The 21,911-nt window shown below is 71.6% G+C and carries 20 protein-coding genes and 5 pseudogenes; 14 read left to right on the plus strand and 11 right to left on the minus strand.

Features of this window, described 5'->3' with window-relative positions; translation table 11 throughout:
* Window positions 1-49 precede the first annotated feature (49 nt).
* From BM536_RS07655 to BM536_RS07670, 4 genes and pseudogenes are all read left to right on the plus strand, one after another.
* On the plus strand, window positions 50-328 hold the full coding sequence (locus BM536_RS07655; RefSeq protein WP_094102723.1) for a PhzF family phenazine biosynthesis protein: 279 nt from the start codon (window positions 50-52) through the stop codon (window positions 326-328).
* A gap of 145 nt (window positions 329-473) precedes the next feature.
* Window positions 474-2,267: a gamma-glutamyltransferase family protein gene (locus tag BM536_RS07660; RefSeq protein WP_094102724.1), complete on the plus strand. Its 1,794-nt coding sequence runs from the start codon at window positions 474-476 to the stop codon at window positions 2,265-2,267.
* 65 nt (window positions 2,268-2,332) lie between these two features.
* Window positions 2,333-4,626, plus strand: a pseudogene (locus tag BM536_RS07665) (ATP-binding cassette domain-containing protein).
* A 111-nt stretch (window positions 4,627-4,737) separates the two neighbouring features.
* Entirely contained in the window at window positions 4,738-4,941 is a 204-nt protein-coding gene (locus tag BM536_RS07670; RefSeq protein WP_094102725.1) for a 2-hydroxymuconate tautomerase, read from the plus strand.
* 30 nt (window positions 4,942-4,971) lie between these two features.
* Here BM536_RS07670 and BM536_RS07675 read toward each other — a convergent pair whose 3' ends face one another.
* Window positions 4,972-6,132, minus strand: coding sequence for an FAD-dependent monooxygenase (locus BM536_RS07675; RefSeq protein ID WP_094102726.1), 1,161 nt, complete (start codon window positions 6,130-6,132; stop codon window positions 4,972-4,974).
* A 192-nt stretch (window positions 6,133-6,324) separates the two neighbouring features.
* On the opposite strand from BM536_RS07675, the gene BM536_RS07680 reads away from it, so the two are divergent.
* Both BM536_RS07680 and BM536_RS07685 read left to right on the plus strand, forming a co-directional pair.
* Window positions 6,325-8,052, plus strand: a complete 1,728-nt coding sequence (locus BM536_RS07680; RefSeq protein WP_094102727.1) for a chorismate-binding protein — start codon at window positions 6,325-6,327, stop codon at window positions 8,050-8,052.
* Between the two features lie 130 nt (window positions 8,053-8,182).
* Window positions 8,183-8,638, plus strand: a complete 456-nt coding sequence (locus BM536_RS07685) for a hypothetical protein (RefSeq protein WP_094102728.1) — start codon at window positions 8,183-8,185, stop codon at window positions 8,636-8,638.
* 32 nt (window positions 8,639-8,670) lie between these two features.
* Here the strand turns inward: BM536_RS07685 and BM536_RS07690 are convergent, their stop codons facing one another.
* On the minus strand, window positions 8,671-10,116 hold the full coding sequence (locus tag BM536_RS07690) for a flavin monoamine oxidase family protein (protein WP_094102729.1): 1,446 nt from the start codon (window positions 10,114-10,116) through the stop codon (window positions 8,671-8,673).
* Between the two features lie 207 nt (window positions 10,117-10,323).
* Here BM536_RS07690 and BM536_RS07695 point away from each other — a divergent pair, with 207 nt between their 5' ends.
* From BM536_RS07695 to BM536_RS07700, 3 genes are all read left to right on the plus strand, one after another.
* Window positions 10,324-10,923 carry an SDR family oxidoreductase gene (locus BM536_RS07695; protein ID WP_211362843.1) on the plus strand — a complete coding sequence of 200 codons (600 nt, stop codon included), beginning with the start codon at window positions 10,324-10,326 and terminating at the stop codon, window positions 10,921-10,923.
* Window positions 10,920-11,141, plus strand: coding sequence for a hypothetical protein (locus BM536_RS41695; RefSeq protein ID WP_211362844.1), 222 nt, complete (start codon window positions 10,920-10,922; stop codon window positions 11,139-11,141). The genes BM536_RS07695 and BM536_RS41695 overlap by 4 nt, the downstream gene beginning before the upstream one ends.
* A 300-nt stretch (window positions 11,142-11,441) precedes the next feature.
* On the plus strand, window positions 11,442-12,086 hold the full coding sequence (locus tag BM536_RS07700; RefSeq protein WP_073490971.1) for a dihydrofolate reductase family protein: 645 nt from the start codon (window positions 11,442-11,444) through the stop codon (window positions 12,084-12,086).
* Window positions 12,087-12,131: 45 nt separating this feature from the next.
* Here the strand turns inward: BM536_RS07700 and BM536_RS42535 are convergent.
* Window positions 12,132-12,260, minus strand: a pseudogene (locus tag BM536_RS42535) (IS630 family transposase); the annotation flags it as partial.
* A 428-nt stretch (window positions 12,261-12,688) separates the two neighbouring features.
* Window positions 12,689-12,834: pseudogene (locus tag BM536_RS40250) on the minus strand (IS630 family transposase); the annotation flags it as partial.
* Between the two features lie 100 nt (window positions 12,835-12,934).
* Between BM536_RS40250 and BM536_RS40255 the strand changes: the two are divergent.
* Window positions 12,935-13,153, plus strand: a complete 219-nt coding sequence (locus BM536_RS40255) for a hypothetical protein (RefSeq protein ID WP_143650851.1) — start codon at window positions 12,935-12,937, stop codon at window positions 13,151-13,153.
* A 168-nt stretch (window positions 13,154-13,321) separates the two neighbouring features.
* Here BM536_RS40255 and BM536_RS40745 read toward each other — a convergent pair whose 3' ends face one another.
* Window positions 13,322-13,540: a hypothetical protein gene (locus BM536_RS40745; protein WP_158086510.1), complete on the minus strand. Its 219-nt coding sequence runs from the start codon at window positions 13,538-13,540 to the stop codon at window positions 13,322-13,324.
* A gap of 488 nt (window positions 13,541-14,028) precedes the next feature.
* Here BM536_RS40745 and mscL point away from each other — a divergent pair, with 488 nt between their 5' ends.
* Window positions 14,029-14,472 (plus strand): large conductance mechanosensitive channel protein MscL, encoded by a 444-nt coding sequence (gene mscL, locus BM536_RS07715; RefSeq protein WP_073490974.1) that lies wholly within the window; start codon window positions 14,029-14,031, stop codon window positions 14,470-14,472.
* A 218-nt stretch (window positions 14,473-14,690) separates the two neighbouring features.
* Here the strand turns inward: mscL and BM536_RS07720 are convergent, their stop codons facing one another.
* From BM536_RS07720 to BM536_RS39375, 5 genes and pseudogenes are all read right to left on the minus strand, one after another.
* Window positions 14,691-16,535 (minus strand): ABC transporter ATP-binding protein, encoded by a 1,845-nt coding sequence (locus BM536_RS07720; RefSeq protein ID WP_094102731.1) that lies wholly within the window; start codon window positions 16,533-16,535, stop codon window positions 14,691-14,693.
* Entirely contained in the window at window positions 16,532-16,969 is a 438-nt protein-coding gene (locus BM536_RS07725) for a lasso peptide biosynthesis B2 protein (protein WP_094102732.1), read from the minus strand. Before BM536_RS07725 ends, BM536_RS07720 begins: the two co-directional genes overlap by 4 nt.
* Complete coding sequence (locus BM536_RS07730) at window positions 16,966-17,220, minus strand: lasso peptide biosynthesis PqqD family chaperone (RefSeq protein ID WP_073490980.1); 255 nt, start codon at window positions 17,218-17,220, stop codon at window positions 16,966-16,968. The genes BM536_RS07725 and BM536_RS07730 overlap by 4 nt, the downstream gene beginning before the upstream one ends.
* Before the next feature lie 57 nt (window positions 17,221-17,277).
* Window positions 17,278-19,141, minus strand: a pseudogene (locus BM536_RS07735) (lasso peptide isopeptide bond-forming cyclase).
* 26 nt (window positions 19,142-19,167) lie between these two features.
* Window positions 19,168-19,278 (minus strand): keywimysin-related RiPP, encoded by a 111-nt coding sequence (locus BM536_RS39375; protein WP_107102704.1) that lies wholly within the window; start codon window positions 19,276-19,278, stop codon window positions 19,168-19,170.
* Window positions 19,279-19,724: 446 nt separating this feature from the next.
* On the opposite strand from BM536_RS39375, the pseudogene BM536_RS44300 reads away from it, so the two are divergent.
* Window positions 19,725-19,985 (plus strand): annotated as a pseudogene (locus tag BM536_RS44300) (barstar family protein); the annotation flags it as partial.
* Between the two features lie 104 nt (window positions 19,986-20,089).
* On the opposite strand, the gene BM536_RS42545 reads toward BM536_RS44300, so the two are convergent.
* The gene (locus BM536_RS42545) at window positions 20,090-20,296 is read right to left on the minus strand and encodes a hypothetical protein (protein WP_073490982.1); all 207 of its coding nucleotides are present in this window, start codon (window positions 20,294-20,296) and stop codon (window positions 20,090-20,092) included.
* A gap of 141 nt (window positions 20,297-20,437) precedes the next feature.
* Here BM536_RS42545 and BM536_RS07750 point away from each other — a divergent pair, with 141 nt between their 5' ends.
* Both BM536_RS07750 and BM536_RS07755 read left to right on the plus strand, forming a co-directional pair.
* Complete coding sequence (locus BM536_RS07750; protein ID WP_094102733.1) at window positions 20,438-20,920, plus strand: hypothetical protein; 483 nt, start codon at window positions 20,438-20,440, stop codon at window positions 20,918-20,920.
* A gap of 123 nt (window positions 20,921-21,043) precedes the next feature.
* Entirely contained in the window at window positions 21,044-21,736 is a 693-nt protein-coding gene (locus tag BM536_RS07755) for a class F sortase (RefSeq protein WP_079274867.1), read from the plus strand.
* Window positions 21,737-21,911 lie beyond the last annotated feature (175 nt).

A 21,911-nucleotide genomic window follows, 5' to 3' on the forward strand; every position in this document is an offset into this window, starting at 1 on the left:
ACGCGGTGGTGGTCGCCTACGACAGCCGCCGCCGGCGGCCGACGTACGGGTGTTCGCCCCCGGGTACGGCATGCCGGAGGACCCGGCGTGCGCCTCCGCGGCCCTGGGCCTGGGCGCCTGGCTCGTCCGTGCGGGCCTGGTGCCGACGGCGGACGGCACCAGCGCGTACCAGGTCCGGCAGGGGGCGGGACTGGGCCGTCCGGCCCGGCTCGACTGCGCCGTGACCGTGCGCGAGGGCCGGGCGGTGGCGGCCGAGGTGACCGGAGAGGTCGCGGCCACCGGCACGGGCCGCATGCACCTGCCCCGCACGGCGGCAGTCGCCCGCTGAACCGCCGCTTCCCGCACCACACGGTACGGAGAGCACGTCACGGAGAGCCCGCGGAGAGCTCGTCACGCAGAGCCCGGCGAAGAAGAGCCCGGCGAAGAAGAACCCGCCGAAGAAGAACCGGTACGAAGAGGAGAGGAACCCGACTGTGTTGTTCCGTCCAGAGCTGCGCGGCACCCGGGGCGCGGTCGCCTCGACCCACTGGCTGGCCTCGGCCGCGGGCTTCCGCATGTACGACAAGGGCGGCAACGCGTTCGACGCGGCCGTCGCCGCCGCGTTCGTCATCCAGGTCGTGGAACCCCACCTCAACGGGCCCGGCGGAGACGTACCCGTCCTCGCCCACCGGGCCGGGTCCGGCCGGGTCGACGTCGTCTGCGGCCAGGGCCCCATGCCCCGGGCGGCGACCATCGAGAGGTTCGAGCAGCTCGGCCTCTCCGTGGTGCCCGGCTCGGGACTGCTGCCCGCGGTGGTGCCCGGCGCCTTCGGCGCGTGGCTGCGCGTCCTCGCCGAGTACGGCACCCTGAACCTGGAGGACGTCCTGGAGCCGGCCATCGGCTACGCCGAACACGGGTACCCGCTGCTCCCCAAGGCGGCGGCGATGATCGGGGCGCTGCAGGAGCTCTTCCGCGAGGAGTGGACCGAGTCCGGTCGCACCTATCTGGTCCGCGGGGGAGCACCCCGGCCAGGTCAGCGCATGACCAACCCCGACCTGGCCCGGACCTACCGGCGCCTCCTCGACGAGGCCAGGGCGGCCGGCGCCGACCGCGGCAAGCAGATCGACGCGGCCCTGCGCGCCTTCTACGAGGGCTTCGTGGCCGAGACCATCGACCGCTACCTCGCCACGGCCGAGGAGATCGACGCCACCGGCCGCCGCCACCGCGGCCTGCTCACCGGGGCGGACCTGGCCGGCTGGCGAGCCACGGTCGAGCCCTCGCTGCACCTGGACCACCGTGGCCTGTCGGTGCACAAGCCCGGTCCCTGGTCGCAGGGCCCGGTCTTCCTCCAGCAGCTCGCGCTGCTCCAGGGCTTGGACCTCGCCGCCATGGGACCGGTGAGCGCCGAGTTCCTGCACACGGTCACCGAGGCGGCCAAACTGGCCTTCGCCGACCGCGAGGCCTGGTACGGCGACCCCGCCCACGCGGACGTGCCGGTCGACGACCTGCTCGACCCCGCCTACAGCGCGGCCCGCCGCGAACTGATCGGCCGCGAGGCCTCCACCGCACTGCGACCGGGCTCGCCCGGCGGCCGGACGCCGGTGCTGCCCCCCGTCCACGACGAGTCCGCAGGCCCCGCCGGTCCCGCATGGCTCGGTGAGCTGGAGGAAGGCATCCCGGCCGTGGTGCGCTCCACGGCCGCCCGGGGCGACACCTGCTGCGTCACGGCCACCGACGCCCGCGGGAACATGGTCGTCGCGACCCCCAGCGGAGGCTGGCTGAAGAGTTCGCCGGTGGTGCCGGGCCTCGGGTTCCCGCTCGGCACCCGGGGGCAGATGGCCACGCTGACCCGGGGGCACGCCAACGCGCTGGCTCCTGGCAAGCGCCCGCGCACCACCCTCAGCCCGACCCTGGTGCTGCGGGACGGCCGGCCCTGCCTCGCCTTCGGCACACCGGGCGGCGACCAGCAGGACCAGTGGACCCTGCAGTTCTTCCTGCGCCACACCGAACACGGCATGGGACTCCAGGAGGCCGTCGAGGCGCGGACCTTCCACACCGACCACGTACCGACGTCCTTCACCCCCCGGCGCTTCGCCCCCGGGACGGTCGTCCTGGAAGAGGGGATCCCCCAGGAAACCATCGAGGAACTGCGGCGGCGCGGCCATCAGGTGCGCACGGTCGCCGACTACAGTCTGAGCAAGGTCTGCGCAACGGCTCTGAGCAGTGACAACATGGTCACTGCTGTGGCCAGCCCGCGCGGCGCGCAGGCCTATGCCGTGGCGGATTGAGGACCCGTTCTCGAGGGGATAAGTTTCCTGCGAGAAATCTTTTCGGCGGATGGAAGAGGAACGGCATGGTGTCCCACCTGTCACCGGACCCAGGTGACTTCATCGTTTTGGGGGAAGCACGGCAGAACAACCTCAAGGGCGTCAGCCTGCGCATCCCGAAGGGACGGCTGACCGTCTTCACCGGCGTGTCGGGATCGGGCAAGTCCTCCCTGGTCTTCGGGACGATCGCCGTCGAGTCGCAGCGGCAGATGAACGAGACGTACCCCGCGTTCATCCGCAACCGGCTGCCCAAGTACGAGCGGCCCGCCGCCGACGTCATCGAGAACCTCTCCACCGCCATCGTGATCGACCAGCGGCCGGTCGGCGGCAACGCCCGCTCGACGGTCGGCACCATGACCGAGGTCCACGCCATGCTGCGGGTGCTGTTCTCCCGGCACGGCATGCCCAGCGCGGGCCCTTCGCACATGTACTCCTTCAACGACCCCCGCGGCATGTGCCCGCGGTGCGAGGGGCTCGGTTCCCGGCTGCGGCTGGACCTGGACCGGCTGCTGGACGAGGGCAAGAGCCTCAACGAGGGCGCCATCCGCTTCCCCGCCTTCGCCGTCGGCACCTTCCAGTGGCAGCTGTACGCGGAGTCCGGCCTCTTCGACCCCGACCTGCCGCTGCGCGAGTTCTCCGCCGACGACCGCGAACTGCTGCTGCACGGCTCCGGGTTCAAGGTCGACCGGGCCGGACGGCACGGCGTCTACAAGAACGAGTACGAAGGAGTCGTGCGGCGCTTCACCCGCCGCTACCTCAAGGCCGGCCTCGACGCCCTCAAGGCGAAGGAACGGGCGGCCGTGGAAGAGGTGGTGACGGAAGGACCCTGCGAGGTCTGCGGCGGCGCCCGGCTGGGACCGGCCGCGCTCGCCTCGCGCATCGCCGGCGACACCATCGCCGACTACTGCGCCCTGGAGATCACCGACCTCATCGGCCGCCTGGAGCGCATCGACGCGCCGTCGGTCAAACCGGTGGTGCAGGCGTCCCTGTCGGCGCTGCGCAGGATCGAGGCCGTCGGACTCGGCTACCTCAGCCTCGACCGTCGGACCAGCACCCTCTCCGGCGGCGAGGCGCAGCGCCTGAAGACCGTGCGTCACCTGGGCAGCAGTCTGACCGGGCTGACGTACATCTTCGACGAGCCGAGCGTGGGCCTGCACCCGCGCGACGTGCGCCGCCTGAACACGCTGCTCCTCGCGCTGCGCGACAAGGGCAACACGGTGCTCGTGGTGGAGCACGACCGGGACGTCATCGCCGTCGCCGACCATGTCGTCGACATGGGTCCGGGCGCGGGCAGCCAGGGCGGCGAAGTGGTCTACGAGGGCTCGATGGCCGGGTTACGCAAAGCCGGCACCCCGACCGGCCGGGCCCTGGACGCGGTGCCCGGGCTGAAGGAGCGACTGCGGGCCCCCCAGGGCAAGCTGACGGTCCGCGGCGCCCGGCTGCACAACCTCCAGGACGTCACGGTCGACGTGCCCACCGGCGTGCTGGTGGCGCTCAGCGGCGTCGCCGGCTCGGGGAAGAGCTCGCTCGCCCGGGAACTGGTCGACCGGCACCCGGGCGAAGCGGTCGTGGTCGACCAGTCGTCGATCGGGATCTCCTCCCGCTCCACCCCCGCGACGTACACCGACATCATGGACACCGTCCGGCGCCTGTTCGCCCGCGCCTCCGGGGCCGACCCCGGACTGTTCAGCTTCAACTCGGCGGGCGCCTGCCCGGAGTGCCAGGGCCGCGGGGTGATCGAGACCGACCTCGCCTTCATGGATCCGGTCACCACCGTCTGCGAGCGCTGCGACGGGCGCCGCTTCAACGACGAGGCGCTGCGCCACACGCTGTCCGGCCGGACCATCGTCGACGTCCTCGCCATGACGGCCGAGGAGGCGATCGCGTTCTTCGACGAGGACTCCGTCCGCCGCAAGCTGACCCTGCTCATCGAGGTTGGCCTCGGCTACCTCACGCTCGGCCGACCCCTGTCCACCCTGTCCGGCGGTGAGCGCCAGCGGCTGAAGCTGGCGCACCGGCTGCACACCTCCGGCAGCGTCTACGTGTTCGACGAACCGTCCACCGGTCTGCACATGGCCGACCTCGGCAAGCTGCTCGCCCTGTTCGACCGCCTCGTCGACGGCGGCAACACGGTGGTGGTGATCGAACAGACCTGGACGTGCTGAAGTACGCCGACTGGATCATCGACCTCGGCCCGGAGGCGGGCCGGCACGGCGGCCGGGTGGTGTTCGAGGGCACCCCCGCGGACCTGGTCCGCCGCCGTGACGTGCACACCGGCCGCTGCCTGGCCGAGGACCTCGCCGCGCACGGTCACCTCTGACCGGCCCACGCACCACCACCTCCGACCGGCCCGGAGCACCCGACGGCACACCGGGTGCTCCGGGCGCCCCCGTGCCGCGGCCCGGCCGCACCACCCCGACAAGGAGTTTCCATGCCCCTCATCCACGTCACCCTGCTGAGCGGCCGCAGCGACGAGGAGATCACCGCACTCGGCCGGGCCCTCACCGAGGCCGCGCACACCACGCTCGGCACACCCCGGGAGGCGATCCGGGTGACGGTGGACGAATGCCCGCCGCAGCACTGGTTCGTGGGCGGCACCTCGGTGGCGGACAAGAAGGCGGCCCGGGACGGCTGACCCGGCCCGGGCCGTCCCGGGCTCCGCGGCTCAGGCCGCGTCGGCGAAGCGCCGGCGGATCCGCCCGACGTGCTCGGCGTCGACCGCGGGCAGATCGTCCCGGGTGAGTCGGCCGCTGCGCGTCAGCAGGTGCGCGTTGAAGGCGTCCGGCGGCAACCCCACGCACCGGTCGATGTTCTCGAACCACTCCAGGCTCGTCAGCGCGATCCGCTGCATCCGCTCCACGGCGGGCCGCCGCTCGGTCTCGTACGCCGCCAGCGCCTCGGGCACCGTCCGGTGCTCGTGCAGGGCCGTGGCGAGGGCGAGCCCGTCCTCCATGGCCAGCTTGGTGCCGGAACCGATCGAGAAGTGCGTCGTGTGCGCGCTGTCACCGAGGAGGACGAGGTTGCCGTGGCTCCAGTTCCGGTTGCGTACGGCGGTGAAGTGGCCCCAGTACGACCGGTTGCCCCACAGCGCGTGCCCGTCCAGCAGACCGGAGAAGTACCGCGCCACCTGGTCGATGCCGTCCCGGTCGCCCACGGGGTCCGCGGGCCGGCGCTCCGCGGACCGGAAGCCGGCCGCCCGCCAGACCGCGTCGCCCACCTCCACGATGAACGTGCTGCGACCGGGCGCGTACGGGTAGGCGTGGGCCTGTACGGGGCCGTGCTCGGTCTCGACGACGGCGAACGTCAGCGCGTCGAACGGGCGGTCCGTGCCGAGCCACATGTACCGCGAACCCGCCTCCTGCCGCTGCGTGCCGAACGCGGCCGCGTACCGGGCCCGGGTGCGCGACCCCACGCCGTCCGCCGCGACGACGAGGTCATGGGACGCGCGCAGCCGGGACACCTCCGGCGCCGGGGTGCCGAAGTGCAGGCGCACCCCGAGAGCGGCGCAGCGCTCCTGCAGGAGCCGCAGCAGGGTGTGGCGGCTGACCGCGGCGAACCCATACCCCTCGTTGCGCTGGGTGCGGTCCCGGTAGTGGACGTCGATCCGCGTCCACCGGGCGAACTCGGCCGTGACGGCCTCGAACAGGGCCGGGTCGGCGGCCTCGATGCCGCCGAGCGCGCCGTCGGAGAAGACGACCCCGAACCCGAACGTGTCCCGGGCCGCGTTGGCCTCCCAGACCTCCACGACGTCGTGGGGCCGCAGGCGCTTGACCAGGCAGGCCGTGTACAGCCCGCCGGGACCGGCTCCGATCACCGCTATCCGCATGACACCTCACTGGGGCTCTGAGGGGAGGGTGGACGTGCCGAACATGATATCCGAACGGAAACGAATGAAGAGTCAACCGCCGGACACTACAGAAGAGTTACCGCTTCGAACCGCTCCATTCATTTCCCTGACGTAACCAAGTTTCTCATTGCAAAGTCACCTGCCACACGTCCCTCGACGAAAGGGCGCCTCATGCAGGACACCCCGACGCCTACCCCGCTCCCGGTGGCCGACCTGGCCCGCCTGTTCTCGGCCCCCGACCCGCCGCCCTTCGCCCTCGTGCGCCGCCACCCGCACGACGGAAGTGCCGGTGACCCGTTCGACGTGTACATCGGCACCATGCACACGGTACGGCGGGTGACGGACCTGCCGTCGGGTCCACCCCGGCCGGGTGGCGGGCCCCATGCGCTCGCCGTGCTGCCGTACCGGTGCCTGGCCGAACGTGGGCTGGACTGCCGTGACGACGGCACCCCTGTGCGGGTCCTGAGGATCCGTCGGTGGCACACGGCCGACACCGCCGCGCTCACCGCGGCCCTCGCCGCCGTGCGGCCCGGGGGAGACCTCCGCTGGGAGGAGGCGGGCTTCGACGACACCGACGAGGAGTACGCCGGCCGGGTGCGCGACCTCCTGGCCCACGAGGTGGCGCACACCGGCCTGCACGTCCTGATCCGGCGGGACTTCACCGCGCGACTGCCCTGCCACGGGGCCGCCGCCGTGGGGGAGCTGTTTGGCCGGCTGTCCGCCGCCGAGCACGGCGCACACTGGACGTTCGCGGTCCACACCGGGGGTCCGCGCGGCGCCGCACTGGCCGGCGCCTCCCCGCAGGGTCACGTCGGCGTGGAACGGGGCCGGGTGGTGATGCACCCGATGTGCGGGACGCTGCGCCTCCCGCCCGGTGGCCTGCCCGCCGCCGAGGACCTGGCCGCCTTCCTGCGCGACCGCAAGGAGACCGAGGAACTGGGAGCCGTGGTCGACGCGGAGCTGGCCATGCTGTGCCGGGTCACCACCGGGGACGTACGGCTTGAGGGACCCGGTCTGCGTCCGCTGGCCCGTGTGCTGCACACCGAGTGCCGCATCAGCGGGACCGCCGCGCTCGACGTCCGGCACACCCTCGCCGGCACACTGTTCGCGGCGACCGCGGTGGGCCGTCCCTTCGCGGAGGCCTGCAGTGTCATCGCCCGGCGCGGACCCTCCGGGCGCGGCTACTACGGCGGTTCGATCGCGCTGCTGGGCCACGACGCCTCAGGCGGCGAGCAGGTGGACACGGCCGTGCTCATCCGCACCTTCGAGCTCTCCGGGCGGGGCACGGTGAAGCTGTCGGTCGGAGCCACCGTCGGGCCGCGCTCGGTGCCCGCCGACGAGGCGGCCGAGACCCGCGCCAAGGCATCGGCCCTGCTGTCGGTCTTCGAGAGCACCGCAGCCACCGCCCCCGGTGACACCGCCGCCGGCCGCCGACGGGCGGACCCCGGTCCCGGCGACCCCGTGCCGCACGACGCGCCGGCGGGACGTGACACCCCGGCCGCAGCACAAGGCGACGGGGCGTCGGGTGGCCGCACACGCGGCCACCGGCGCACCGGGCCCCGCTCCACCGCCCCCGTCGACCCGGCGGCGTGGCCGTCGGTGAGCGCCGAACTGGACCGGCGCCGTGCGCTGCTGTCCGCCCACTGGCGGGGCCGGTCGCGGCCGGCGGCCGGCCGGCTCCCGGCGGCCCGGTGCTGCTCGTCGACACGGGGGGCGAGGAGACGGCGGCGCTCGCCGTCATGCTGCGCGGACTCGGCCGCGCCGTCGAGGTGTGGTCCGCCGAGCACGTGGCCCACGCGACCGGGGTGCGCCCTGGGGACCCCGTGGCGCCCGACGCCCGGGCCCGCTCAGCTGACTTCGCGGTCCCCGCGGTCCGGGAGCGTCCCGGGGACGCGGTGACCCGCGCCACCGGGCTTCGCTCCACGGACCACGGTGTGCATGGCGCCAGGACGCGTTCCGCGGACCCCGTGGCCCGTGCCACCGGGACACGTCCGAGAGGCCCACGACCGACGGCGGCGCACACCGTGCCGTGGACCCCCTGGCGCCCGGGACCACGGTGGTCGTCGGTCCGGGCCCCGGCGACCCGTTCGCCGTCGGCGAGGACCGCATCGCCGTCCTGCGCGCCCTGGTCGCCGACCTGATGTCCCGGGGGACGCGCACCGTTGGCGTCGGGCTCGGCTTCCATCTCCTGCTCGCCGAACTGGGTCTGGCCGGATCCGTGCGGCCGCGGGGCGAGGCCGCCGCCCAGCAGGAGATCGACGTCCTCGGCCGGCGTGCGACGGTGGGGTACGGCGGCGCGTACGCCGTGCTGGCCGGCCCGCACACGGACGCCCTGGCCCGGCGGCTGGGACTGACCCTGTGGTACGGCCCCGGCGACGGCGAGCTGGCGGCCCTGCGGGGCCCGCGTACCGGTGGCTGTGCGTTCCTCCCCGCGTCGGTGCTGAGCGTCGAGGGGGCGGAACTGCTGACCCTGCTCCTGGAGTGAGTGCCGGGCACCGGGCGGGGGCCCCGACCCGGTCACGCGGCCGTTGTGCTCCCCAGTTCCAGGACGGTCCGCGCGGCCGACTCCAGCGCGAGCGTCATGGAACCGCCGTTGGGCTCGAACGAGGTGTGGTCGCCGGCGAAGTGCAGCCGGCCCTCCGGCCTGCGCATGGCCGGCATCAGGGAGCTGTGCCCCACCTCGGGCAGGATGTAGGCGCCTTCGATGTAGCGCTGCTGGTCCCAGACCACGGAGGTGCCGGTCTCGAAGTGCTTCCGGGCGCCGGGCAGCATCACCTCGACCTCGTCCAGGGCGAACCGGATCCGCTCCTCGGGACTGAGCACGGCCAGGGCGCGGGCCCGCCAGCCGGTGATCAGGCACTCCAGTATCTTGCGGGGTCCGGGCAGCCGGGGCGTGGCGTCCCGCACCCATCGCACCGGCAGGTCCGTGGAGAAGCTCGCGTTGTCCTGGGGCCAGAACTGCCGGCGCATCTGGAGATAGACGCGCACGATCGACGAGTACTTCACTCGGCGCATCGCGGCCTGCTTGGCGTCGGACAGTGCGGCGTCGGTGAGGTCGATGTGCCGGATCGCGCTGAACGGCACGGTCACCACCACCCGGTCGGCATCCAGGGTGTGCATCCGGGTGCCGTGCAGGAAGGTGACCCGTGCGCCCGCGTCGTCCTGCGTGACGCGCACCACGGGAGCCCGGTAGCGGATGCGGTCCTTCAGCCGCTCGGCGAACGCTCGGGGGAACCGGTCGGTGCCGCCCCTGACCTTCGACCACCGGGGGTCGGCGTTGGCCAGGGAGTGCGGGCTGGCCTCGTGCCGCAGCCAGGACAGGGCCGAGGCGGTCTTCAGGTCGCCGCCGCGCATCTCCAGGAAGTGTGGCTCCACCAGGTCGATCGCCGTCGGCGAGGCACCGCGCTCGGACAGCACCTCGTACACCGACCGCCGGTCGTACGGTGCGAGCAGCGAGGTCGGCGCCCAGTCGGCCGCCGTGATGTCGGGCTCCAGAGCCTCGTAGGTGCGGCGCACATAACGGTCGATCATGTCGGCGACGCCCAGCCCCTTCTCGTGCGGGGCGAGCGGGAGCCCGGCGCGGTCGAGCGAGTCGGCGTCGGGACCGAAGAATCGGCCGCCGGCGAAGTACGAGAACCGGCTGCCGACCAGGTCGGCCGTGTCCAGCTCCACACCCAGCTCGCGCAGGTAGTGCATGGCGTAGTGGCAGTGCGGGGTCAGGGTCATCGCGCCGGCCTCCGCGTACAGGCCGTCCGCGAAGGGCGCGCGCAGGGTGTACGCCCGCCCGCCCGGGCGGTCCGACGCCTCCAGCACCGTGACGTCCCCGCCCCGCTCGGCCAGTTCGTACGCCACGGCGAGGCCCGACAGACCCGCTCCGATGACGACGACCCTGCCCGGCACCCGCACCCCGGGCATGCCCCGGTCGAACTCGCGACGCACGTCGGTCTGCGTGAACTCGGCCATCGGCTCTCCTCCCTCACCCGCGACGACGCGGGGGTGTCACGTCCATATGATTGAAAACAGGAAATCATATGGACGTACGGCAGGCGACAGAACTGGCCGAATTCCAACGAGTTCTCAGTAGGCAGACATGAAACGACTGCCCTGGGGCAATCGAGTGCGCCTTGCGGGCCACCGTTGCCTTGCCGCCCGCCCGTCGTTCACGAGGGCATGGGCACCACACCGATCCTCGTCCTCGGAGCGACCGGCTCCGCGGGCCGACGTGTCGCCGCGCACCTGCGATCCCTGGGCGTACCGGTCCGCCCCGCGTCCCGGCACGGCTCCACCCGGTTCGACTGGCACGACCGCGGCACCTGGGAACCGGCCCTGCGCGGCGCCGGACGCATGTTCCTCATGGCCCCCGACGGCATCCCCGTCGACCCGGACTTCGCCGACCTGGCCGCGGACCTCGGGGTGGGTCAGGTCGTCCTGCTGTCCAGCCGCGCCATCGAGACCATGGGGGACCAGCGGCTGATCGAGGCCGAGGACACCGTGAAGAAGTGCGGCGTGGCCTGGACGGTCCTGCGCGTCGACTGGTTCGACCAGAACTTCGACGAGGGGCCCTTCCGTGGAGCGGTCCTGGCCGGGGAGCTGGCGGTCCCGGTGGGGGACTGCCGGCAGGGATTCGTGGACCTCGACGACGTCGGGGCCGTAGCCGCGCGCGTCCTGACCGAGGACGGGCACACCGACCGGACCTACGAACTCACCGGGCCGCAGGCGCTGTCCTTCGCCGAAGCCTGCACCGTCATCGAGGACGTCACGCGCCGATGACGTTCCACGGCAGCGAGGACGCCTACCGCGCCGCACAGGCCGCCCTCGGCCGCCCCGAGGAGTCCGTAGAACGGGAACTCGCCTCCTACTCGGCGCTGCGGGCCCTTGGCGACACCGAGCCCCTGGACACGGTGCCCCGCCTGACCGGGCACCGCGCCCGCACCTTCCGGGAATACGTCACCGACGCGGCGGCCGGACCCGACTGGCCCCGGCCCTGACCCGTCGTCGGCCGCCCGCAGCGGCTCGCCGAGTGTCGGGTCGGCTTCGCCGGGTCGGCGGTTGGAACGGTTGGACGGGCGGTGACGTCCAGTGCGACGCATGTGAGCGGTTGAGGCGGCCACCCCCGGCCCCCTCGATGCCGTCTCGTGTCCGGCACGGCTACTCCGCTGACGGGACCGCCTCCTGACGCGCCTTGGAAAAAAGTCGTGAGCCGCTGTCGATCCGGCCACGTCCCGTTCGACGTCATGGTGTGCGGCGTCCCGCCGCACGATGACGCGACAGCACCTGGTGAGGGAACCATGGAGCAATTGCTGAGAGTGATGAACTTCAACGTCTCGAGTGACGGGATCGGTGCCGGTGCGGACCAGAGCTTCGAGCGGCCGTTCGGCCATGTCGACCCCGGGAGGCTCTTCGCCTGGGCCGGCGCCACGGCGAGCTGGCCCATGCGCACGGATCCCGGAGGCAGCCGGGGGCTGGACGACTACTTCACGCGGGACTTCGCACGCAACATCGGTGCCGAGATCATGGGCCGCAACAAGTTCGGGCCCCAGCGCGGGCCCTGGCAGGATCACGACTGGCGCGGCTGGTGGGGGGAGGAGCCCCCGTTCCACACGCCGGTGTTCGTCATGACCCACCACGAGCGTCCGTCGTTCACGCTGTCCGACACCACGTTCCACTTCGTCGGCGGGGACCCGGCCGCGGTCCTCGCGCGGGCGCGGGAAGCGGCGCGGGGCAAGGACGTCCGGCTCGGCGGCGGGGTCACCACCGTCCGGCAGTTCCTCGACGCCGGCCTCGTCGACACCCTGCACGTGGCGGTCTCGCCGGTGGAACTCGGCTCCGGACTGAAGCTCTGGGACTCGCCCGACGAGCTGCTCGACCGGTTCCACCTGGAGGTCGTGCCCAGCCCGAGCGGTGTGACGCACCACCTGTTCTGGCGACGGTGACGCGAGGGCCCAGTCGAGTTCAGGCCATGGTGGCGAGGGGGCGTCCCCCCAGCGGATGCCCTTCTCGCTGCGGATACGGGCGCCTTCCGCCCGTTGGGCGGCGAGGATGTCGGGGTGGCGGGCGTTGGTGTTGCGCCGGCGCTGGCGCAGGTAGCGGTGCAGGGCCTGGGTCTGTGCGAGGTTGCTGAAAGCTCAGGTTTGGTCCTGAGGGTGTTCGTTGCGCCGACCTCCCGTGCCGTGCCGTGCCGTGCCGTGCCGTGGCCGGCCCGGCGCGCAACGCTCGCGGTGTCTCCCAATGGGCCAGGAGACTGAACGCCGCCGGCTGTTCCAGTACCTCATCATGCCCGGGCAGCTTCTGCAGGCCACCCTCATGGGCGCTGGGATTGCGTGTCCCCGCGAAGCAGTCCTCTGCGAAGGTCGTGGCGCGGCGGAAGGTGTCTCCGCCGTCGTCCTCCATCAGCCGCGGTCGATGCTCGCCATCCTTCGGCGGAGACGGCGAGAAGACCGCAGTGCTGGACCTGCCCAGCCTTCTGCGATGGTGATGACGGGCAGTTCAAGCCGCGCGCCCGTGTCTCCGCCGACCGTCAGGCCTGAGGGGTCGGCGATTTGAGGCTCACCCGCAGACGCCCTGCACCTCCGGCGGCTTGATGTTCTGCTCGAACAGCTCAGCCGCCTGCATCCGCACCGACTCCCGGCGCCGACGTCCCGCAGCGGTCGGCCCGCTCCCGTCCCGATTTCTGGCCTCCACCGCGTGCTCCGCGCCGCGTACCTCGCCGGCCGCCCGGCCGACCCATGCCACTCCGACGTCCCCAACCTCGTCAACGGCACTGACCTCGGGGAACTCGCTCGTGCAGGTCCGGATGTACCGGGACCCGCGGCCCGACGCGCGCGTCCGCGAGGCGGCCACCATCACCACCCATCCGCAGGCGGGCAACGGCGGGACAGTGCCGGGGCTGGAGCAGGGCTCGCTGAAGCCGCTCCCCGAAGCGGTCGGTGCCGTGGCTGTGCTCGCCCAAGTCACGCTCGCCGCCGAAACGACTCGCCTTCACAGGACGGCCGAAGGTTGAAGAGCAATCTCCAGGCGGGTGCCCGGCGCGCTGGAACGGGTATTCGTCGGCTGTTTGGGCACACGAGACGTCATGCACGGACAACATGCGCGTCCCACCAGCAGCAGTCTCATCGGTCAGGCTTCCACAGCCGAGACATCGCCGTCCGGTCACGACGGCGCCAAGCACTCACGCCGAGGCCGACGCACCGGCCGCCTGCGCCGCCGCGTCCTCGCCTACCGGGCAATCGATTTCCTGTCCACGCACATCCCGGACGACCCCGGCCCGGGAGACGAATGCCTGCTCCTCGTACACACCCGCCAGGTCGTCGGTCAGGTCCGGTACCGGACCTGCACTGACTGCGCCCAGGGTGTCATCATCGCCGTCGTCATCGACGAGCGCTTCCACAGCACCGGCCTGGGCACCCGGGCGCTGTCACACCTACGGTCCCGCCACCCGGGACTGACCTGGCGCAGCACGCTGCGCAAGCGCACCACCCGTGATCTCCTGCGCCGGATGCGCATTCCCACAACCACTTCGGCCACGCCCTGCCCGCACGCTCACCAGACACTCTCTGCCACAGCCGGCCCGATACTCGCCAGCGGCTGACCCCAACGCTCAGCGGTCACAGCGCACGGTGGAGAGGGCACCCCCCTCACCCCGGGCCTGCCTCAGAGGCGGTATGCGAACCAAAGCCTGTTCCGGGGTGCAGCTCAGGCTGAGTGAAGTCGCGATGGCGTGCTTGACGCACGTGGCGTCGGTAGCCAGTACATCCCCGCGCCGTGCGGCGGAGCCGGCATGGGTAGGGGATGGCAGGGCATCCGAGGTGAAGGGTGTGGGCTGACCGCGCTTTCGGTGCCGCCCGTCGACGTCAAGAACCTGCTAGGGGTGAGAAGGTGAAGGGCTTCCGCAGCTTCATCCTGCGCGGCAACGTGGTCGACCTGGCCGTCGGCATCGTCATCGGGGCAGCGTTCACCGCCGTGGTGAACGGCTTCGTCAGCGCCTTCCTGACACCACTCGTCGGGCTGGCCACCGGCGCCACCGGCGACATGAGCCGCAAGACCTTCACCCTAGGCGCCACCGAGTTCCCCTACGGCGCCTTCATCAACGCGGCGATCAGCTTCCTCCTCCTCGCCAGCGCCCTGTACTTCCTGGTCGTGCTCCCGATCAACAAGCTCCACGAACGCCTCGCCCCGCACCACGACGTCCAGGCCCCCAAACGGGACTGCCCCGAATGCCTCAGCCCCGTACCCGCCCAGGCCCGACGCTGCGCCTCCTGCACGGTCCCCCTGCCGGCCGTACCCGCTCAGGCCGGGGAGACAACGCAGCGCGCCGGGTGACCCAGCCTCCATGGCCCGGCCTGGGTTGCCGGGCCCGTCGCGGGCCCGTCCGTGGTATCCGCCAGATCCAGTACCGCAGCAACGGATGCCTCGCCTAAACCGGACTCACCTTGACCACACCACGGCGACAACGTCAGTAACTGATGCCTGGACAAACGCGCGGCGGAGTCGCCAAAGGCCGCCCGGCGCGCCGTCGACGCGGCTTGAACGGCGGCGACTCAACCGGCCGAGTCCTGTCCCTCACCACTTCCGGGTTCCGCGCCGGGCCGCAGCATCTGGCTCGCAGCCAGTTCGCGGTAGAGGGTGCTGTCGGCCAGCAGCTCCTCGTGGGCTCCTTCGGCGGCGGTGCGGCCGTTGTCCAGCACGACGATGTGGTCGGCGTGCTGAACGGTGGACAGTCGGTGGGCGATGACCAGCAGAGCGCACTCCTGAGCGACGTCCTTCATGACGGTGGTGAGCGCCGCTTCGTTGATCGCGTCGAGGTGGGAGGTGGGCTCGTCCAACAGGAGCAGTGCGGGGCGCGCCAGCAACGCGCGCGCGAGGGCGACGCGTTGGCGTTCGCCGCCGAAGAGGGTGCTGCCGCGCTCACCGATGACGGCGGCCAGGCCGCCGGGCAGCCGGTCGACGACTTCGTCGAGCCTGGCCAGTTCCGTGACGCGCTGGATCTCCGCTTCCGATGCGTCAGGCACGGCGTAGGCGATGTTGTCGCGCAGGGTGCCGTGGACGACGTGCGCGTTCTGGTCGACGACGGCGATGCGTCGACGGCATGCCTCACGGGTGAGCTCGTTCGCCGGTCGCCCGTCGAAGAGCACCCGGCCCGCGTCCGGTTCGTAGAACCTCGCCACCAGGGCGAACACCGTGCTCTTGCCGGCTCCGGACCGCCCCACCAGGGCGACGTGCTGCCGGTGCGCGACGGTGAAGGAGACGCCACGCAGTACCGGCCGGTCCCGGTCGTAGCCGAAGCGGATGTCCTGCAGGGCGAGGGCGGGTGGTCCGAGCGGTGAGATCGGCCCTGGCGTGTGCGGGCGCGTTCTGGTCATCCGTGGTCCAGCGGGCTCCACCGGCAGGAGGAGCGCCTGGTCGATGCGCTGATAGGCGCCCATCCCGCGTTGGATGAGGCCCACGGCACGGAATACGGAGGACAGCGGCAGGACGAGGTAGGAGGCGTACAGGAGGAAGGCGACGAGATCGCCGAGGGAGCCGTCCCGGCCGTTCACGCGCAGACCGCCGACGACCAGGACGATGAGGAAGGAGCCCTGCACGGCGAGTTCGACGGCGGGACTCATGACGGAGGCGAGCTTCGCGGTGCGCACCCCAGCGTCGTAGGCCGCCTCGATCCGGGCGCCGATACCCGCAGCCTCGCGCTCCTCGGCGCGGTGCACACGGACCATCGGCAGGGCCCCCAAGGCCCGTTCCAGGTCGGCGGCGAGGGCACCGACCGAGTCCTGTATGTGTTCGGACGCGCGTCTGATGCCAGCGAGCAGTGACGCCACGACGAGGGCCGCGGCGACCACGGTGATGGAGACGAGAAGCAGTAGCAGGGGATCGAGCCAGGCCATGAGGACGATTGCCCCAGCTGCGACAAGGCTTCCCGTCACCAGATCGACGAGGGCCTGGGAGACGACTTCTCGGAGCAGGGTGGTGTCCGCTGTCACCCGGGAGATCAGGTCGCCGCCGCGGTGACGGTCGTACTCCCTCATCTCCAGCCGGAGCAGCCGTCCCACCAGCCCGTGCCGAAGCTGTCGTACGACACCCTCGCCCATCCGTTCCAGCAGGAAGCGGCCCGCGGCTCCCGTCGCCGCTTCGATGACGAACAGCCCGCCGAGCAGTGTCAGCAGCGGCCAGAAGACCTGGTCGCGGCCGCTCGCGTCCACCACGTGCTTGGCGACGAGCGGCTGGGCCAGCCCCAGGGCCGAGCCCACGAGGGTCAGTACGGTGGCGACGGCGATGGCGCTCCGGTGGCCTGCGGTGAGCCGGTACATCGTGGCGACCGCCGCCCGGGTGGACCTGTCGTCCCCGGGGACCGCCTCCCGGCCCCCGTTGAGCACCGTCGCGCGGGTCATCGCTCGGTCGGCCGCGGCAGCGGAGCGACGGCCATCAGCCGGGCGAAGTAGCCCTTCGGCACGCCCTCGCCGACGGGACCGCCTTCCGTCTCGATCCAGGCGTGCGCGGTGAAGGGCGGGACGACGCGTACGCCGGTGCACCAGGTGGGCCAGGTTCCGCCGAGCCGGCACAGCAGAGCCGCCCCCAGTGAGCGTGGCAGGCAACCCTTCGGTCCGGCACAGCGCAGGCTGGCGGCGCACATGGCGTCGCGCGCGTTCTGGGCCTGTGCTGCGGTGGCGGGTGCGGCACCGCGCCGCAGGACACCGAGTACGGTGCGGACGTGCCGGGGCGGCAGCATGGCGAGGGCGACGGCGGGGAGCAGGACGAGACGGGCGGCCAGGCGTCGGGCCAGCGGCACATCGGTGGGTCGTTCCAGCGCGCTGGGCGTCGTCATGAGGCGAGCCCCGAGGTTCGCAGCTCCTGTACGAGCGTCTGGACATCCCGCAGTGCCTGCGCCTGCTCGATGTCGAACTCCCGGACCAGGGCGGCGGCCGCGTCCGACTCCTTGCCGCCGTCGAGTAGCGTTCGCACGACCAGGGTGGCGGTCGGATTCAACTCCCAGTACGAACCGCCTCGTTCGTCCAGCAGCACCGTGCCGTAGTCGGTCTCGGCGGTGGAGATGTTGTCACGGAACCGCAAAGGCATATCAGGGCCTTTCTGACGTGGGGACCTGGGACCTGGGGCGTGGGGACGTGGGCAAGCTCAGGGCCGGGAGCCGTGGTGTGGAACGTGGGTGCGGCCACGGGCGAGTCCCCGCAGCCACACTTCGGCGGCGATCGTCGAGTAGAGGATGGCGTCGGACAGTCCCGCAGCAGCGGGCCGCTGGGCGAGACGGCGGAGTGCGGCACCGTCCACCAGGCCCAGCGCCTCCAACCGCGAGCCCTCCCACATGGCCAGCAGGTCGGCGCGGTGTTCCCGCAGCCCGTTGGAGGCGTCCATGGAGGCCGCCGCCTTGGTGGTCCGCCGCAGACAGGCATCGGGCACGATCCCCCGCATCGCGGCGCTCAGGACGGGCTTGTACCGCCAGGGCGTGACGCGTTCACCGGGGCGTACGGCGAGGCACGCCTCGATGACGCGGTCGTCGAGGAAGGGCGAGGCCATCGGCAGGCCGGTGCGGGCTGCCATAGCATCCCATTGCCGGATGACGCGGCTGCAGGAGCGGATCTGCTCCAGGTCGCTGTGCAGACCCCGGTCCGGGTGCAGCGGCGAGACCGTCGTCGCGGCCGCGAGCAGTGCCCGACGGGCCATGCGTTCGGCATCGGGGGTCACCCAGTCGAACAGGCGTGGGGTCATGCCCCAGCCGAGCCCTGTCGCGGCGGACGGGGGCAACGGGCCGCGCAGGTGGCCGGCGGAGTCGGCGAGCCACTTCCCGTAGGGCCGGGAGTCGGCGAGCGCACGGACCGTGTCGGCGAGCGGCCACTGCCACAGCGCCCGGAACCCGCGCAGCTGGCGCAGGGCGAAAAGCGGGCGGGTACGCAGCATTCGATGGTAGTACGCCTCGGAGCACCAGGCCACGTGGTCACCACCGATGCCGGTGAGGTGCAGCCTGCTGCCGCGGGCAGCGAGGCCGGGCAGGTGGTGCAGAACCCGGGAGCGGTCCATGACGCCGATGGTGGGCTCGTCCAGGAGGTCGTCGATGTCGAGCAGGTCCTCGTAGACCAGCGGTGACGCGTCGGCGTCCCAGACCACGTGCTCGACGTCCGGGAGGTGCTTCATCGCTTGTTCGGCCCAGTGCTGGTCGGTGTCCGCCGGGTCGCGTCCCGGCCAGGTACTGGCCACCACACGGGCGGGGGAGCGGTCGGCGAGAAAGCAGACGGAGGTGGAGTCCAGCCCGCCGGACAGGTCGCAGCTCACCACGCCGCCCTGCCGCGTACGCGCACCGACGGCCTCCTGAAGTGCCGTCCGGATCAGGGGCGCCGCCTCGGCGAGCGGCCGGTCCGGCTCTGGCGGTGTCCACCACTGGGTGCACCGTACGGTGCGCCCGTCCGCGGCGACGACTACGGCGTCCTGCGGAGCGACGGCGGTGACCGCACGCCACAGGGACGTTTCGAACAGCGGATATGGAGCGGGCCACAGCAGCCGTGCCGCCAGTTCCTCCACGTCGGGGTCGAGGCCCAGGACCGCGGCCAGCGTGTCGGCGCGGGAGGCCGGCACCCGCACGCCGTCGATCTCCGCGTGGAAAAACCAATCGCAGTCCGGAGGCAGTGCCCTGAACCCTGACCTGTCCGTCGAGGGCACCGATGAGGTGAAAACTGCCAGGGAGGGAGCGGGCCAGTGCGTCGAGCTGTGCGAGATCGCGCAACCGTCCCGCGCGGCGCCGCAGTTCCGCGGTGTCGATGGGGCAGCAGCCGACGACGGCCACGGCGGCACCGCCTGCGTTCGCCGTGACGATCTCGTCGTCGTGCCAGTGGCCGACCAGCCAGGGCCGCCCCGACGCATGGGCGAGGGTCCGGCTTCCAGGGCGGGCGAAGGAGCGGGCCACGGCGGCTGCGTCCTCGTGGTCTGTGAAGACCGCGAAGTGCGCGTCGCCGGGGCCCGTCCCCGCACGTTCGTGCAGTTCAGTCATGACGTCGGGTCAAGGACCGTCGGTCGTCAGTTCTTGCTCAGGATCAGCCGGTCGTTCCCGGAGCGTCCCAGGAGCCCCGTCTCCTTCCGGAAGGTGCCGAGCCGGACGAGCGTCGGTGCCTCGTAGGCCTTCTTCATGACTACTCCTCACACACGGGTTTTCCGTCCACCTCCTTGAGCGACGGCCCCGGAACTGTCCGGTGTGCTGTTGATCCGCCGGAGCTCATCGGGAGCCCCGGCCAGGAAGTGGACGCGGCACCCAGCTAGCTGCAGAGAAGGAACCGCTGGCAAGAGCGAAATTAAAGATCGCATGATGCGATAAATCCGAGGCAGGCGAAAGGTGCAACCCTCTGCCGGAGGTTGCTCTCACCATCGCGTCGCTGTGCGGCTCGAAGGTGCGGCCGTCAGGAGAATCGTTTCGAGCTACGGTCTCGCGGTTGTCTGAGACTCCCCGGACGCGCCCGACGACTGCGGCGGCGGGGGAGCGGCGCCGGGCGCACTTCTTGTCCCTGAATATGCGCCTCTTGGTCCATCCCTTGTCGCCCGGTCAGGATTGCGCGACGGATGCCCCGAGCGCTTAGGAATTGTCCGCCCAAGCAGCTGACCCAAAGCCCGCCCCCCGGCCCGCCGACTTCCTCGCCGACGCCGGGAGCCTCACGCTGACCCCTACCTGCTCGCCGGTCGACGGTCAGGAGGTGCACGGCACGGACGCTGCCTTCCAGCAGCTCTACGAGGTGCTGAGGCTGCCTGACTACTTCGGGTGGAACTGGGATGCCCTCTCCGACTGTCTGCGCGATCAAAGTGGCTGTCCGCGGACCGCTGTACTGATCGTCGAGGCCGCGAATGAGGCACAGCCGAGCGTTGGTGACCGGGGTGGTGGCGTTGTAGTCCAGTTGGACCGGCCCGCCGGCCAGTCCCGGGTGCGGCGGGAGATCGCCGTCCCGGCCCGTCACGTCAGGTCTGAGGCGTCGACGGGCAGTTCCGACAGGCGCCACTCCAGCATGCCGTCGTCGAGGCGGATCGCGCGGCGGCCGAGGTCGGTCAGCAGCCGGACCTTCGTAGGCCAGACGAACCACCGATGCCTGCCCCCGGCCGGATACGGCGATGCGCGCCGTTGACCGCTCGCGTGACACGGACAGCCGAGGGCCTCATCCATTCACCTGACATGTCATCACCCGGATACCCGCCCGAGTGGTGGCGCGCGCACATCTGAGTTGTCGTTGGCCATGTCGCCGCTGCGGTTCTCACCAGCTGGCAGGACGTCAGCTGACGCAGGCTGCGACGGAAGGAATCACCCATGCGCTCTGCCCGCACTCTCCTCGCCGCGGCCACGGTCACGGCGGCCCTCGCCATCGCAGCCCCGGTCGCCTACGCCTCCAGTGCCGGCGACTCGGGCAAGGACGACCACTCCTACAGCAGCGACCACGAGTACAAGAAGGACGAGGACAAGGACGCCGGTGGCGAGCACGACAAGCCGAAGGGCGGCGTGCACACCGGTGGAGGTCTGTTCGCCACGGTCGGCGGTGACGACTGGGACGAGAAGGACGAGTACAAGAAGGACCACGAGTACAAGGACGAGGACAAGAAGGACGAGTACAAGAAGGACGAGGACAAGGACGCCGGTGCCGAGCACGACAAGCCGAAGGGCGGCGTGCACACCGGTGGCGGCGGTCTCGCCCCCTCCGGCTCCCCGGCGGCCGCCGGCGGACTCGCGCTCCTGGCCGGACTGGGGGCAGGCGCGTACGTACTGCGTCGGCGCATCGCCGGTGGCGCTGCCTGACTTTGAGGGCTGACGCGGGTTCAGCGTGCGGCAGGAAGCGTTCTGCTCCGCAGTCACGGTCGCACGCTGGACCGCGCCTGAGCTACGTGTATCCGCGTTTCGCTGACTGAGGTGCGCTGCGGCATGACGATCCGTTCATTGGTTCATCCGGGGAGATCCTGGCGGGCCGGTATGCCGCGGCGCCTTCTGCTGGCCGTCCTCACGCCGCTTGTCCTGATCGCGGTTGTGGTCGGCTGGGCCGACCCGGCCGGCGAGTCCTCACTGCCTGCTCCAGCGCCCGCGGTGGGACTGCACGCGCCGTCCGTGCCGGAGCCCAGGGCCACGGCTGCGCCACACAGCCCGGTACTGCCCCGTTCGGCTCCCACGCGTCTGTTCATTCCGAGTATCGGGGTGAACGCGCCCTTCACCGATCTGGCCATCGGTCCCTCCGGCCGGCTGAACGCGCCACCGGCTGACGACACGAATCTTGTCGGCTGGTTCGCTGACGGCCCTTCGCCGGGAGAGCGTGGCACAGCGATCGTCGCCGGCCACCTCGATACCAAGACTGCGGCCGCGGTCTTCGCAGGCCTCAGCACCCTGACCCCGGGCCAGGAGATCCGCATCGACCGTGCAGACGGCAGGACCATGACTTTCGTCGTCTATGCCGCCGACAACTTCCCGCAGGACGACTTCCCGGACGACCTGGTCTACGCCGATACACCCGACGCCCAGCTACGCCTGATCACCTGCGGCGGCAGCTACGACCGAAGCAGGCAGCGCTACAGGGAGAACACCGTGGTCTTCGCCCGTCTCAAGACGAGTGCCACGGGTGGGTGAGTGATGTGGATGGCCTTGGACAGGGTGTGCCGCCGCGAACCCGAACGCCCATAGCAACTGTTCCTGTTGACCTTGGGCTGTCGCCACGAGGGGTCGCGAGAGGGAGGGAGGTGCCGCGTGATCGGCATGTTGCTGCTTTGTGATGGTGCAGGCTGGTGGTGGTGCCCCCTACGTA

Source organism: Streptomyces phaeoluteigriseus (genome assembly GCF_001896135.2).
GTDB classification, from domain to species: domain Bacteria; phylum Actinomycetota; class Actinomycetes; order Streptomycetales; family Streptomycetaceae; genus Streptomyces; species Streptomyces phaeoluteigriseus.

What these genes read in the sequence shown, in the direction of transcription:
- BM536_RS07670 (WP_094102725.1), top strand. Translation starts at nt 4,738, where the DNA reads ATGCCCCTCATCCACGTCACCCTGCTGAGCGGCCGCAGCGACGAGGAG.
- BM536_RS07675 (WP_094102726.1), bottom strand. Translation starts at nt 6,132, where the DNA reads ATGCGGATAGCGGTGATCGGAGCCGGTCCCGGCGGGCTGTACACGGCC.
- BM536_RS07680 (WP_094102727.1), top strand. Translation starts at nt 6,325, where the DNA reads ATGCAGGACACCCCGACGCCTACCCCGCTCCCGGTGGCCGACCTGGCC.
- BM536_RS07690 (WP_094102729.1), bottom strand. Translation starts at nt 10,116, where the DNA reads ATGGCCGAGTTCACGCAGACCGACGTGCGTCGCGAGTTCGACCGGGGC.
- BM536_RS07695 (WP_211362843.1), top strand. Translation starts at nt 10,324, where the DNA reads ATGGGCACCACACCGATCCTCGTCCTCGGAGCGACCGGCTCCGCGGGC.
- BM536_RS41695 (WP_211362844.1), top strand. Translation starts at nt 10,920, where the DNA reads ATGACGTTCCACGGCAGCGAGGACGCCTACCGCGCCGCACAGGCCGCC.
- BM536_RS07700 (WP_073490971.1), top strand. Translation starts at nt 11,442, where the DNA reads ATGGAGCAATTGCTGAGAGTGATGAACTTCAACGTCTCGAGTGACGGG.
- BM536_RS07720 (WP_094102731.1), bottom strand. Translation starts at nt 16,535, where the DNA reads ATGACCCGCGCGACGGTGCTCAACGGGGGCCGGGAGGCGGTCCCCGGG.
- BM536_RS07725 (WP_094102732.1), bottom strand. Translation starts at nt 16,969, where the DNA reads ATGACGACGCCCAGCGCGCTGGAACGACCCACCGATGTGCCGCTGGCC.
- BM536_RS07730 (WP_073490980.1), bottom strand. Translation starts at nt 17,220, where the DNA reads ATGCCTTTGCGGTTCCGTGACAACATCTCCACCGCCGAGACCGACTAC.
- BM536_RS39375 (WP_107102704.1), bottom strand. Translation starts at nt 19,278, where the DNA reads ATGAAGAAGGCCTACGAGGCACCGACGCTCGTCCGGCTCGGCACCTTC.
- BM536_RS42545 (WP_073490982.1), bottom strand. Translation starts at nt 20,296, where the DNA reads ATGGATGAGGCCCTCGGCTGTCCGTGTCACGCGAGCGGTCAACGGCGC.
- BM536_RS07750 (WP_094102733.1), top strand. Translation starts at nt 20,438, where the DNA reads ATGCGCTCTGCCCGCACTCTCCTCGCCGCGGCCACGGTCACGGCGGCC.
- BM536_RS07755 (WP_079274867.1), top strand. Translation starts at nt 21,044, where the DNA reads ATGACGATCCGTTCATTGGTTCATCCGGGGAGATCCTGGCGGGCCGGT.